Genomic DNA, 12,665 nt, shown 5'->3' with positions numbered 1-12,665 from the left:
GGCAGTCGCGCTGCCGGGCCCGTGGTGAAAGAAACGGTCGCCGTTTACTGCGCCGGGCCGTCGATGGCCTCGGACGTCAGCAGACCCGCGTTGATCTCACGCAGGGCGATCGAGAGCGGCTTCTCGTGGACGTGCGTGTCCACCAGGGGCCCCACGTACTCGAGCAGGCCCTCGCCGAGCTGCGAGTAGTACGCGTTGATCTGACGCGCGCGCTTGGCCGCGTAGATCACGAGGCTGTACTTCGAGTCCGTGGCCTCGAGCAGCTCGTCGATCGGCGGGTTGATGATGCCCTCGGGCGTGGAAATGGAAGAGGACACTCTCTTGCCTTCCGAAGATAAATCAGGGAAATACAGGAAATGCCGCGGACCGTCGGACGAACCGATCGAGCGAACCGACCGAAGGAACCGACCGACCGAATGAACCGGTCGCCACCGCGGCCGCGAGCAGGCAGACAGAGGTCAGCCAACCGCCATCAAGGCTAGCAGCTCGCGCGCCACGTCCTCGACTGAGGTGTTCACCAGTCGGATGTCGAACTCCGACTCGGCGGCCAGTTCGATCTTCGCGGCCACCAGCCGGCGCTCGATGACCTCGGGTGACTCGGTGCCCCGGCCGGTCAGCCGGCGGACCAGCTCCTCCCAGCTCGGCGGAGCCAGGAAGACCAGCTGCGAGTCCGGCATCGAGTCCTTGACCTGCCGGGCGCCCTGGAGATCGATCTCCAGGAGTACGGGCTCGCCCGCCTCCAGGCGTTCGAGCACCGCGCGACGCGGCGTGCCGTAGCGGTTGCCCGCGAACTCGGCCCATTCCAGCAGTTCGCCGTTGGCGACCAGCTTGTCGAACTCGTCGTCGCCGACGAAGAAGTACTGGACGCCGTGGCGTTCACCGGGACGGGGTTTTCTCGTGGTGGCCGACACCGAGAGCCATACCTCGGGGTGGACCTTGCGCATATGCGCGACGACCGTGCTCTTGCCGACCCCCGAGGGGCCGGAGAGCACGGTCAGCCGCGGACGAACCTCTGGTGCCATGGAGCGATTATCCAGGTTCCCGGCAGTGCGCGGGAACGTCAGGCGGGACCGCTGCCGAACTCGCGTTCCAGCGACGCGATCTGGTTGGAACCGAGACCCCGCACACGGCGGCTCTCGGAGATGCCCAGTCGCTCCATGATCTGCTTGGCGCGGACCTTGCCCACGCCCGGCAGGGATTCAAGGAGGGCGGAGACCTTCATCTTTCCGATGACGTCGTTCTCCTGTCCCGACTTGATGACCTCGTGGAGGGAAGCGCCGGAGTGCTTGAGTCGATTCTTGACCTCGGCCCGCTCCCGGCGAGCCGCGGCGGCCTTTTCGAGCGCGGCTGCGCGCTGTTCAGGGGTAAGGGGCGGAAGAGCCACGCCTACGTCACCTCGGATGTCGAACTGTCGGATACGGACCGGTGCGGAACTGGGTCGCCCCACACCAGGGCTTTCAACGAGCGAAGGTTCCGCGCGTTGGCCCTCGACGGAGACTAGCGGTGAAGACCGCTCTCGTCAGCGAGAACAGCCGAAAAGTCCTGGTCAGCATCGCTCGACCGGGACATTCCCGGCAAAACAACCCGCTTTTCTTTGCGAAAGCGTCCCGGAGCGCTCTCCGTCCGCACCTCAACGCGCCCTGTCCGCGCCGTCGATCGCCGTTCGGACCTCGTCGGCGAACCGTTCGGCCGCCGCACGCAGGGCCGACACGTCCGGGCCCTGCCGGAGCACCCCGCGGCTGACGCTCGGCACCACGTCGCCGGCGGACGCGCCGAACACCCGGGGAAGATCCGCGGGGGTCGCGCCCTGTGCCCCGATGCCGGGGGCGAGGAGCGGACCGTTGATCGCGAGGTCCGCCCCGGTCTCGCCGAGGGTCGCCCCGACGACGGCGCCGACCGAACCGAGCGGCACCGCCCCGGCGTTCTCGCGCGCCACGTGGTCGAGCACCGCCTGGGCGACCGTGCGCCCGTCCCCGGCGGTCGCCCGCTGGACCTCGGCGCCCTCCGGGTTGGAGGTGAGCGCGAGGACGAAGAGACCCGAGCCGGCGGCGCGCGCCGCGTCCAGCGCGGGGCGCAGCGAGCCGAAGCCGAGGTACGGCGAGACGGTGAGGGCGTCCGAGAAGAGCGGGCTGTCCGGGTCGAGGTAGGTGGCGGCGTACGCGGCCATGGTGGAGCCGATGTCGCCGCGCTTGGCGTCCATGAGGACGAGCGCGCCGGCGGCCCGCGCATCGGCGACGGCCCGCTCCAGGACGGCGACGCCGCGCGAGCCGAAGCGTTCGTAGAAGGCGGACTGCGGTTTGAGTACGGCGACGCGGTCGGCCAGTGCCTCGACGACCGTACGGGTGAAGGCCGTCAGGCCCTTGATGTCGTCGCCGAGGCCCCAGTCGCGCAGGAGCGTCGCGTGGGGGTCGATGCCGACGCAGAGCGGCCCCCGGGTGTCCATGGCGTGGCGCAGGCGCGCCCCGAAGGGCTCCGTCCCGGCGGCCGGCGTGGGTGCGGGCGTGGGTGCGGTCACCTGAGCGCCTTCCTGGTGTCGGCGCCGACGGCGTCGGCGAGGGTGGCGTACTCGCTGGTGGCCAGCCGGGCGGCGAGGCCCTTGTGGACGGCGCGGCTCCAGAACGGGCCCTGGTAGACGAAGGCTGTGTAGCCCTGGACGAGGGTGGCGCCGGCCAGGATGCGCTGCCAGGCGTCCTCGGCGTTCTCGACGCCGCCGACGCCGACCAGGGTGATCCGGTCGCCCACGCGCGCGTACAGGCGCCTGAGGACCTCCAGGGAGCGTTCCTTGAGGGGCGCCCCGGAGAGGCCGCCGGTCTCGGCGAGGCGGGAGGGGGCCGTCCTGAGGCCCTGTCCGTGGCGCGTGACGGTGGTGTTGGTGGCGATGATGCCGTCCAGGCCGAGTTCGACGGCGAGGTCGGCGACGGCGTCGATGTCGTCGTCCGCGAGGTCGGGGGCGATCTTGACCAGCAGCGGGACCCGGCGCCCGGTGACGACGCGGTCGGCCGCCGCGCGGACGGCGGTCAGCAGCGGGCGGAGCTGGTCGACGGCCTGGAGGTCGCGCAGTCCGGGGGTGTTCGGGGAGGAGACGTTGACGACGAGGTAGTCCGCGTGGGCGGCCAGGCGTTCGGTGGAGATGACGTAGTCGGCGATGGCCGCGTCGTCCGCCACGGCCTTGGTCCTGCCGATGTTGACGCCGACCGTCGTACGGAAGACCTCCCGGCGGGTGGCCAGGCGCAGGGCGACGGTGGCCGATCCGTCGTTGTTGAAGCCCATGCGGTTGATCAGTGCCCGGTCGGCGGGCAGCCGGAACAGCCGCTGCCGGGGGTTGCCCGGCTGCGGCTGTCCGGTGACGGTGCCGATCTCGACGTGGTCGAAGCCGAGCATCGCCAGGCCGTCGACGGCCCGCGCGTTCTTGTCGAAGCCGGCGGCGAGGCCGAAGGGGCCGTGCATCCGCAGGCCCAGGGCCTCGGTGCGCAGTTCCTCGTGACGGGGCGCGAGCGCCGCCGCGACGAAGGTCCGCAGCACCGGGACGCCCACGACGAACTGGATCCAGCGGAAGGCCAGGTGGTGGGCCTGTTCCGGGTCCATGCGCCGGAAGAGGAGCCGGAAGAAGAGGCGGTACATGGGGTGGGCTCCTCTTTAGGAGACGGCGTCGGAAGTGTCGTCCTCGCGGGCGGCGATGAGGTGCTGGGCGTGTTCCTGGAGCGAACGGACGCCGACGCCGCCGTGGTTGAGGGCGTCGATGCCCTGGACGGTCGCGGCGAGTGCCTGCACGGTGGTGAGGCAGGGGACACCGCGCGCGACGGCGGCGGTGCGGATCTCGTAGCCGTCGAGCCGGCCGCCGGTGCCGTACGGGGTGTTGACGATGAGGTCGACCTCGCCGTCGTGGATGAGCTGGACGATGGTCCGTTCGCCGTTCGGGCCGGTGCCCTCGAACTGCTTGCGTACGACGGTGGCGTTGATGCCGTTGCGCCGCAGGACCTCGGCGGTGCCGGAGGTGGCGAGCAGCTCGAAGCCGTGCGCGACCAGTTCCCGGGCGGGGAAGATCATGGAGCGCTTGTCGCGGTTGGCGACGGAGATGAAGGCGCGGCCCTTGGTGGGCAGCGGGCCGTACGCCGCCGCCTGGGACTTGGCGTACGCGGTGCCGAAGACGGAGTCGATGCCCATGACCTCGCCGGTGGAGCGCATCTCCGGGCCGAGGACGGTGTCGACGCCGCGTCCGTGGATGTCGCGGAAGCGCGACCACGGCATGACGGCCTCCTTGACGGAGATCGGGGCGTCCATGGGGAGGGTGCCGCCGTCTCCGTGGGCGGGCAGCAGGCCCTCCGTACGGAGGGTGGCGATGGTGGCGCCCAGGGAGATCCGGGCGGCGGCCTTGGCCAGCGGTACGGCGGTGGCCTTGGAGGTGAAGGGCACGGTGCGCGAGGCGCGCGGGTTGGCCTCCAGGACGTACAGGATGTCCCCGGCCAGCGCGAACTGGATGTTGATCAGGCCGCGTACCCCGACGCCGCGCGCGATGGCCTCGGTGGAGGCGCGCAGCCGTTTGATGTCGAAGCCGCCGAGGGTGATCGGGGGCAGGGCGCACGCCGAGTCGCCGGAGTGGATGCCGGCCTCCTCGATGTGTTCCATGACGCCGCCGAGGTAGAGCTCGGTGCCGTCGTAGAGGGCGTCGACGTCGATCTCGATGGCGTCGTCCAGGAAGCGGTCGACCAGGACGGGACGGGTGGGGCTGATCTCGGTGGACTCGGCGATGTAGGTGGAGAGCCGGGTCTCGTCGTACACGATCTCCATGCCGCGTCCGCCGAGGACGTACGAGGGGCGTACCAGCACCGGGTAGCCGATCTCGTCGGCGATGGCCTTGGCCTCGCCGAAGGTGGTGGCCGTGCCGTGCTTGGGCGCGGGCAGTCCGGCCTCGGCGAGGACCCGGCCGAAGGCGCCCCGGTCCTCGGCGGCGTGGATGGCCTCCGGGGGGGTGCCGACGACGGGGACGCCGTTGTCCTTGAGGGCTTGGGCGAGGCCGAGCGGTGTCTGGCCGCCGAGCTGGACGACGACGCCCGCGACGGGTCCGGCCAGGGTCTCCGCGTGGACGATCTCCAGGACGTCCTCCAGGGTGAGCGGCTCGAAGTAGAGCCGGTCGGAGGTGTCGTAGTCGGTGGAGACGGTCTCCGGGTTGCAGTTGACCATCACGGTCTCGTAGCCGGCGTCGCTGAGCGCGAAGGAGGCGTGCACGCAGGAGTAGTCGAACTCGATGCCCTGCCCGATGCGGTTGGGCCCGGAGCCGAGGATGATCACGGCGGGCTTCTCGCGGGGCGCGACCTCGCTCTCCTCGTCGTAGGAGGAGTAGAAGTACGGCGTTTTCGCCGCGAACTCGGCGGCGCAGGTGTCGACCGTCTTGTAGACGGGGCGTACGCCGAGCGCGTGCCGGACCTCGCGGACGACGTCCTCGCGCAGTCCCCGGATCCCGGCGATCTGGGCGTCGGAGAAGCCGTGGCGCTTGGCGTCGGCGAGCAGGACGGGGTTGAGCCGGTCGGCGGCGGCCAGTTCGTCCGCGTACTCCTTGATCAGGAAGAGCTGGTCCACGAACCACGGGTCGATCCTGGTGGCGTCGAAGACCTCCTCCTGGGTGGCTCCGGCGCGGATCGCGGCCATGACGGTGTTGATCCGGCCGTCGGTGGGGACCTTCGCCAGCTCCAGCAGCGCGGCCTTGGTACCGAGGTCGTCGGGGTGGCCGCCGAAGTCGAACTGGCTGCCCTTCTTCTCAAGGGAGCGCAGCGCCTTCTGGAGGGCCTCGGTGAAGTTGCGGCCGATGGCCATGGCCTCGCCGACCGACTTCATGGTGGTGGTGAGGGTGGCGTCGGCGGCGGGGAACTTCTCGAAGGCGAAGCGGGGGACCTTCACCACGACGTAGTCGAGGGTCGGTTCGAACGACGCCGGGGTCTTCTCGGTGATGTCGTTGGGGATCTCGTCCAGCGTGTAGCCGACGGCGAGACGGGCGGCGATCTTGGCGATGGGGAAGCCGGTGGCCTTGGAGGCGAGCGCGGAGGAGCGCGAGACGCGGGGGTTCATCTCGATGACGATGATCCGGCCGTCGTCCGGGTCGACGGCGAACTGGATGTTGCAGCCGCCGGTGTCGACGCCGACCTCGCGGATGATCGCGATGCCGATGTCGCGCAGCCGCTGGTACTCGCGGTCGGTGAGGGTCATGGCGGGCGCGACGGTGATGGAGTCGCCGGTGTGCACGCCCATGGGGTCGAAGTTCTCGATGGAGCAGACGACCACGACGTTGTCGTTCCGGTCGCGCATCAGCTCCAGTTCGTACTCCTTCCAGCCGAGGATGGACTCCTCCAGGAGCACCTCGGTGGTCGGCGAGAGCATCAGGCCCTGCCCGGCGATCCGGCGCAGTTCGTCCTCGTCGTGGGCGAAGCCGGAGCCGGCGCCGCCCATGGTGAAGGAGGGGCGGACGACGACGGGGTAGCCGCCGAGTTCCGTCACTCCGGCCAGGACGTCGTCCATCGAGTGGCAGATGACGGAGCGGGCGGACTCGCCGTGCCCGATCCGGGCGTTGACGGCCTCGACGACGCCCTTGAAGAGTTCGCGGTCCTCGCCCTTGTTGATGGCCTCGACGTTGGCGCCGATCAGTTCGACGCCGTACTTCTCCAGGACGCCGTTCTCGTGCAGGGAGATCGCGGTGTTGAGCGCGGTCTGGCCGCCGAGGGTGGGGAGCAGCGTGTCGGGGCGCTCCTTGGCGATGATCTTCTCGACGAACTCGGGGGTGATCGGCTCGACGTAGGTGGCGTCGGCGATCTCCGGGTCGGTCATGATCGTGGCCGGGTTGGAGTTGACGAGGACGACGCGCAGGCCCTCGGCCTTGAGGACGCGGCACGCCTGGGTGCCGGAGTAGTCGAACTCGGCGGCCTGGCCGATGACGATCGGACCCGAGCCGATGACCAGGACGGACCGGATATCGGAGCGCTTAGGCACGCTGTCCCTCCATCAGGACGGTGTTCATCAAAGAGGTGAAGCGGTCGAACAGGTAGGCGGCGTCGTGCGGGCCGGCGGCCGCCTCGGGGTGGTACTGGACGCTGAAGGCCGGGCGGTCGAGCAGCCGGAGTCCCTCGACCACGTCGTCGTTGAGACAGACGTGGGTGACCTCGGCGCGGCCGTAGGGGGTGTCGGAGACGCGGTCGAGGGGGGCGTCGACGGCGAAGCCGTGGTTGTGCGCGGTGATCTCGACCTTGCCGGTGGAACGATCCTGCACCGGCTGGTTGATCCCGCGGTGTCCGTAGGTGAGTTTGTACGTCCCGAACCCCAGCGCGCGGCCGAGGAGCTGGTTGCCGAAGCAGATGCCGAACAGCGGGGTGCCGCGTTCCAGCACGGCCTTGACCACGGTGAGGTCGGCGGTGGCGGGGTCGCCGGGGCCGTTGGAGAGGAACACGCCGTCGGGCGCGACCGCGTACACGTCCTCGACGGTGGCGGTGGCGGGCAGGACATGCACCTCTATGCCGCGTTCGGCCATGCGGCGCGGGGTCATGCCCTTGATGCCGAGGTCGAGGGCGGCGACGGTGAACCGCTTGGTGCCGACGGCCGGGACGACGTACGGCTCGGTGGTGGCGACCTCCGCGGACAGGTCGGCACCCTTCATCTGCGGCGCCTCCCTCACGCGCGCGGTCAGGGCCGCGTCGTCGGTGAACGGGCCGCCGGGCAGGGCGTCGCCGGAGAAGATGCCGGCCCGCATGGCGCCGCGTTCGCGCAGATGGCGGGTGAGGGCGCGGGTGTCGACGCCGCTGATGCCGACGATGCCCTGGCGGACGAGTTCGTCGTCCAGGGAGCGGCGGGAGCGCCAGTTGGACGGGACGCGGGCGGGGTCGCGTACGACGTAGCCGGCGACCCAGATACGGCCGGACTCGTCGTCCTCGTCGTTGACGCCGGTGTTGCCGATGTGCGGGGCCGTCATGACGACGACCTGGCGGTGGTACGAGGGGTCGGTGAGGGTTTCCTGGTAGCCGGTCATGCCGGTGGAGAACACCGCCTCGCCGAAGGTCTCCCCCACGGCCCCGTAGGCACGGCCGCGGAAGCTGCGGCCGTCCTCCAGGACGAGTACGGCGGGAGCCGGGGCGGCTCCCCGGGTGGAGAGGGTCATCGTGCGGTGCCTTCCGTCGTGGTCGGTGCGTGGTGGCCGGCGGCGGGGGTGCCGCCGGTGGCCGCCGGGGTGTCCTGGGCGGGTGCCGGGGCGATCCTCGCCGTGCCGGCCTGGTTCATGAGGTTGACCGCCTCGACCCAGTCGGTGTGCTCCGCCGCGCGGTCGGAGCGGAAGCCGGAGTCGAGCAGCCGGTCGCCGTGCTGCCAGGTGAGGACCAGCAGGCCGCCCTCGGTGAGGACCTTGCCGGCGATGCCCTTGTCGAGGCGGGCGGCGCGCAGCCGGTCGGCCGGGACGAAGAAGTCGCCGGCGCCGGGCCGTACGACGCTCACGCCCGCGTCGGTGAGGGTGAGCTCCACCCGGCTGCGGACGCCGAGGCCGTGGGCCACGATCCGGTCGAGCCACTGCCCGGCGGTCGTGGAGCCGTGGTACCGGCCGGTCAGCCGCAGGCGTACGTCCCCGGCCGCGCCGGGCTCGGGAGCCTGGGGCAGCTCCGGGAGGTCGGACTGGAGGCTGCCGCGCCACTTCCAGCCCTGCCGCATCAGCCAGTAGACGAAGGCGACGAACAGCAGCAGTCCCACGACCCAGCCGATACGGGCGGCCCAGTCGGTCACCTCCGCCGACTTCCGCTCGGCGGCCAGATTGATCAGTAGTGCGCTCACGCGAGTTTCCCGTCGACGACCGTTGCCCGGCCCCGCAGGAAGGTGTGGGTGACGCGTCCCGGCAGCTCACGGCCCTCGTAGGGGGTGTTGCGGCTGCGGGAGGCGAAGCCCGCGGGGTCCACCACACCACGGTAGGCGGGATCGACGAGCGTGAGGTTGGCGGGCTCACCTGCCGAGACGGGGCGGCCGTGCCCGGTGAGCCGGCCGATGCGCGCGGGACGTACGGACATCCGGTCGGCGACGCCCGCCCAGTCGAGGAGACCGGTGTCGACCATCGTCTGCTGGACGACGGAGAGCGCGGTCTCCAGGCCGACCATGCCCATGGCCGCCGCCGCCCACTCGCAGTCCTTGTCCTCGTGCGGGTGCGGCGCGTGGTCGGTGGCGACGCAGTCGATCGTGCCGTCGGCCAGGGCCTCGCGCAGCGCCGTGACGTCGGCCTCGGTGCGCAGCGGCGGGTTCACCTTGTAGACGGGGTCGTACGACCGTACGAGCTCGTCCGTCAGGAGCAGATGGTGCGGGGTGACCTCGGCGGTGACGTTCCAGCCCTTGGACTTGGCCCAGCGGACGATCTCCACCGAACCGGCCGTGGAGACATGGCAGATGTGGACGCGCGAGCCGACGTGGGCGGCGAGCAGGACGTCGCGGGCGATGATCGACTCCTCGGCGACGGCGGGCCAGCCGCCGAGGCCGAGTTCGGCGGAGACGACGCCCTCGTTCATCTGGGCGCCCTCGGTGAGCCGGGGCTCCTGGGCGTGCTGGGCGATGACGCCGTCGAACGCCTTCACGTACTCCAGGGCGCGGCGCATGATCACCGCGTCGTCCACGCACTTGCCGTCGTCGGAGAAGACCCGCACCCCGGCCGCCGAGTCGTGCATGGCGCCGAGTTCGGCGAGCTGCTTGCCCTCCAGGCCGACGGTGACGGCGCCGACGGGCTGGACGTCGCAGTGGCCGGACTCCCGGCCGAGCCGCCAGACCTGTTCGACCACGCCGGCGGTGTCGGCGACGGGGAAGGTGTTGGCCATGGCGTGCACGGCGGTGAAGCCGCCGACGGCCGCCGCCCGGGTGCCGGTGAGGACGGTCTCGGAGTCCTCGCGGCCGGGCTCGCGCAGATGGGTGTGCAGGTCGACCAGGCCGGGCAGCAGGATCTGCCCCCCGGCCTCGATCACCGTGGCGTCGCCCGCGTCGATGCCGGTGTCCACCCGGGCGACGACCGTGCCGTCGATCAGGACGTCGCGTACCTCGCCGCCGAGCACCTTGGCGCCACGGATCAGGGTCTTGCTCATGGTTACTTGCTCTCCTCGGTGGCGGACGACGCGCGGGAATGGGTGACGGCGGGCTCGTTGCCGCCGAGCAGCAGGTACAGGACGGCCATGCGGGTGGAGACGCCGTTGGCGACCTGCTCGACGGCGGTGCAGCGGTCGGAGTCGGCGACCTCGGCGGTGATCTCCATGCCGCGGTTCATGGGGCCGGGGTGCATGACGATCGAGTTCTCGGGCATCCGGGCCATCCGCCCGCCGTCGAGGCCGTAGCGGCGCGAATACTCGCGCTCGGTCGGGAAGAACGCGGCGTTCATGCGCTCGCGCTGCACCCGGAGCATCATCACGGCGTCGGACTTGGGCAGCACCTGGTCGAGGTCGTACGAGACCTCGCAGGGCCAGCTCTCGACACCGATCGGCACCAGGGTCGGCGGGGCGACGAGGGTCACCTGGGCGCCGAGGGTGTGCAGCAGCAGGACGTTGGAGCGGGCGACACGGCTGTGCAGGATGTCGCCGACGATCGTGATGCGGCGCCCTTCGAGGTCCCTGCCGAGGCCCGTGTCGGGTCCGACCAGTCTGCGCCGCATGGTGAAGGCGTCGAGGATCGCCTGGGTGGGGTGCTCGTGCGTGCCGTCCCCGGCGTTGATGACGGCGCCGTCGATCCAGCCGGAGTTGGCGAGCCGGTACGGGGCGCCGGAGGAGCCGTGCCGGATGACGACGGCGTCGGCGCCCATCGCCTCCAGGGTCAGCGCGGTGTCCTTGAGCGACTCGCCCTTGGAGACCGAGGAGCCCTTGGCCGAGAAGTTGATGACATCGGCGGACAGGCGTTTGGCGGCTGCCTCGAACGAGATCCGGGTGCGGGTCGAGTCCTCGAAGAAGAGGTTGACGACGGTACGGCCGCGCAGGGTCGGCAGCTTCTTGATGGGTCGGTCGGCGACCCGGGCCATCTCCTCCGCGGTGTCGAGGATCAGTACGGCGTCGTCGCGGGTGAGGTCGGCGGCGGAGACAAGATGGCCGGGAGTACGGGGATTTGCCCCTGTGAGGCGCAGCATCGGGTGGGCTCCGTTGGGTGGAGGTGGTTCCTGGTTCCGGGGGCTGCCCGGCGGGCTCGGCGCACCGGGGCGTGCCGGGGCGGCGCGGGCGCCGGGTGCGGGGCGGCGTGGCTCGGCGGGTGGGCGGCGCGCGCTACCGCTCGGCGGCCGGGGCGGGGTGCCGGAGGCCGAGGAGCACCGTGTCGCGGCCGTCCTCCTCGGCGAGCAGGACCTTGACCGTCTCGCGCAGGGAGGTGGGCAGGTTCCTGCCCACGTAGTCGGCGCGGATGGGCAGTTCGCGGTGGCCCCGGTCGACGAGGACGGCGAGCTGGACGGCGCGGGGTCTGCCGATGTCGCCCAGGGCGTCGAGGGCGGCGCGGATCGTGCGGCCGGAGAAGAGCACGTCGTCCACGAGGACGACGAGCCGTCCGTCGACGCCGTCGGCCGGGATGTCGGTGCGGGCCAGCGCGCGGGCGGGCCGCATGCGCAGGTCGTCGCGGTACATGGTGATGTCGAGCGAACCGACCGGGATCGTGCCGCCGGTGATCACTTCGAGTTTCTCGGCGAGCCGCCGGGCGAGGAAGACCCCCCGGGTGGGGATGCCGAGCAGGAGGACGTCGTCGGCACCCTTGGCGCGTTCGACGATCTCGTGGGCGATACGGGTCAGTGCCCGCGCGATGTCGGGCGCCTCCAGGACGGGGCGGGCGGCATCAGAGCTGTGCGTGTCCATACGAAACGGACCTCCTTCTCCGCCTCACTGGACGGACCTTAAAGGACGTCGGATTTGCGCCGTCGACATTACCAGGTCCGGCGGGGTTTTCCGGACTTGTGGCGGAGCGGTCGCCGACCATTCGGCTTGACGCATCCAAGTCACGCTGCGTAACATCACAGTGAGTCACCAGCCACGCGGCGGAGCCGCAGATAGTCCCAGCGTCCGGGGAGCCATATGTCCAGCGAATACGCAAAGCAGCTCGGGGCCAAGCTCCGCGCCATCCGCACCCAGCAGGGCCTCTCCCTCCACGGCGTGGAGGAGAAGTCCCAGGGTCGTTGGAAGGCCGTGGTGGTGGGGTCGTACGAGCGCGGTGACCGCGCGGTCACCGTGCAGCGCCTCGCCGAGCTGGCCGATTTCTACGGTGTGCCGGTGCAGGAACTGCTGCCGGGCACGACGCCGGGCGGGGCCGCCGAGCCGCCGCCGAAGCTCGTTCTCGACCTGGAGCGCCTCGCCCACGTCCCGCAGGAGAAGGCGGGCCCGCTCCAGCGTTACGCGGCGACGATCCAGTCCCAGCGCGGGGACTACAACGGGAAGGTGCTGTCGATCCGCCAGGACGACCTGCGCACGCTCGCGGTGATCTACGACCAGTCGCCGTCGGTCCTCACCGAACAGCTGATCAGCTGGGGTGTGCTGGACGCGGACGCGCGCCGCGCCGTGGCCCACGACGAGAACTGACTCGCGGGGCGCAGAACAGCAGAAACGTCACATCCCGGTGGGGCGGTCCGCGTACGACGGGCCGCCCCTCCGGCGCGTCCGGGCGGGTGGGCGGCACGGGTGCGGGCCGCGACGGGCGCCGGCGCACCCGCCCCT

12 protein-coding genes are annotated in these 12,665 nt (G+C 71.1%); 1 reads left to right on the top strand and 11 read right to left on the bottom strand.

What is annotated here, in order from left to right:
- Positions 1-44 precede the first annotated feature (44 nt).
- The 11 genes from rpoZ to pyrR form a co-directional block, all read right to left on the bottom strand.
- Positions 45-317, bottom strand: a complete 273-nt coding sequence (gene rpoZ, locus OG875_RS26855) for a DNA-directed RNA polymerase subunit omega (protein WP_023542989.1) — start codon at positions 315-317, stop codon at positions 45-47.
- A gap of 141 nt (positions 318-458) precedes the next feature.
- A complete protein-coding gene (gmk, locus tag OG875_RS26850; protein WP_330176803.1) occupies positions 459-1,022 on the bottom strand; it encodes a guanylate kinase in 564 nt (187 codons plus the stop codon).
- A gap of 38 nt (positions 1,023-1,060) precedes the next feature.
- Positions 1,061-1,384: an integration host factor gene (locus tag OG875_RS26845; protein WP_330176802.1), complete on the bottom strand. Its 324-nt coding sequence runs from the start codon at positions 1,382-1,384 to the stop codon at positions 1,061-1,063.
- A 246-nt stretch (positions 1,385-1,630) separates the two neighbouring features.
- Positions 1,631-2,515, bottom strand: coding sequence for an orotidine-5'-phosphate decarboxylase (pyrF, locus tag OG875_RS26840; RefSeq protein WP_330176801.1), 885 nt, complete (start codon positions 2,513-2,515; stop codon positions 1,631-1,633).
- Positions 2,512-3,621: a quinone-dependent dihydroorotate dehydrogenase gene (locus tag OG875_RS26835; protein ID WP_330176800.1), complete on the bottom strand. Its 1,110-nt coding sequence runs from the start codon at positions 3,619-3,621 to the stop codon at positions 2,512-2,514. The genes pyrF and OG875_RS26835 overlap by 4 nt, the downstream gene beginning before the upstream one ends.
- A 15-nt stretch (positions 3,622-3,636) precedes the next feature.
- Positions 3,637-6,978: a carbamoyl-phosphate synthase large subunit gene (gene carB / locus OG875_RS26830; protein WP_330176799.1), complete on the bottom strand. Its 3,342-nt coding sequence runs from the start codon at positions 6,976-6,978 to the stop codon at positions 3,637-3,639.
- On the bottom strand, positions 6,971-8,137 hold the full coding sequence (carA, locus tag OG875_RS26825; protein WP_330176798.1) for a glutamine-hydrolyzing carbamoyl-phosphate synthase small subunit: 1,167 nt from the start codon (positions 8,135-8,137) through the stop codon (positions 6,971-6,973). Before carA ends, carB begins: the two co-directional genes overlap by 8 nt.
- On the bottom strand, positions 8,134-8,781 hold the full coding sequence (locus OG875_RS26820; protein ID WP_443079291.1) for a PH-like domain-containing protein: 648 nt from the start codon (positions 8,779-8,781) through the stop codon (positions 8,134-8,136). Before OG875_RS26820 ends, carA begins: the two co-directional genes overlap by 4 nt.
- An 11-nt stretch (positions 8,782-8,792) precedes the next feature.
- Complete coding sequence (locus tag OG875_RS26815; RefSeq protein WP_330176796.1) at positions 8,793-10,079, bottom strand: dihydroorotase; 1,287 nt, start codon at positions 10,077-10,079, stop codon at positions 8,793-8,795.
- Positions 10,080-10,081: 2 nt separating this feature from the next.
- On the bottom strand, positions 10,082-11,104 hold the full coding sequence (locus OG875_RS26810) for an aspartate carbamoyltransferase catalytic subunit (protein ID WP_330176795.1): 1,023 nt from the start codon (positions 11,102-11,104) through the stop codon (positions 10,082-10,084).
- 133 nt (positions 11,105-11,237) lie between these two features.
- Entirely contained in the window at positions 11,238-11,813 is a 576-nt protein-coding gene (pyrR, locus tag OG875_RS26805) for a bifunctional pyr operon transcriptional regulator/uracil phosphoribosyltransferase PyrR (RefSeq protein ID WP_330176794.1), read from the bottom strand.
- 216 nt (positions 11,814-12,029) lie between these two features.
- On the opposite strand from pyrR, the gene bldD reads away from it, so the two are divergent.
- Positions 12,030-12,530, top strand: a complete 501-nt coding sequence (gene bldD, locus OG875_RS26800) for a transcriptional regulator BldD (RefSeq protein WP_330176793.1) — start codon at positions 12,030-12,032, stop codon at positions 12,528-12,530.
- The last annotated feature ends 135 nt before the right edge of the window (positions 12,531-12,665 follow it).

This window comes from Streptomyces sp. NBC_01498, assembly GCF_036327775.1.
Lineage (GTDB): Bacteria > Actinomycetota > Actinomycetes > Streptomycetales > Streptomycetaceae > Streptomyces.
Note: the sequence above shows the minus strand (reverse complement) of the source record. Positions and strands in the feature narration are given on the sequence as shown.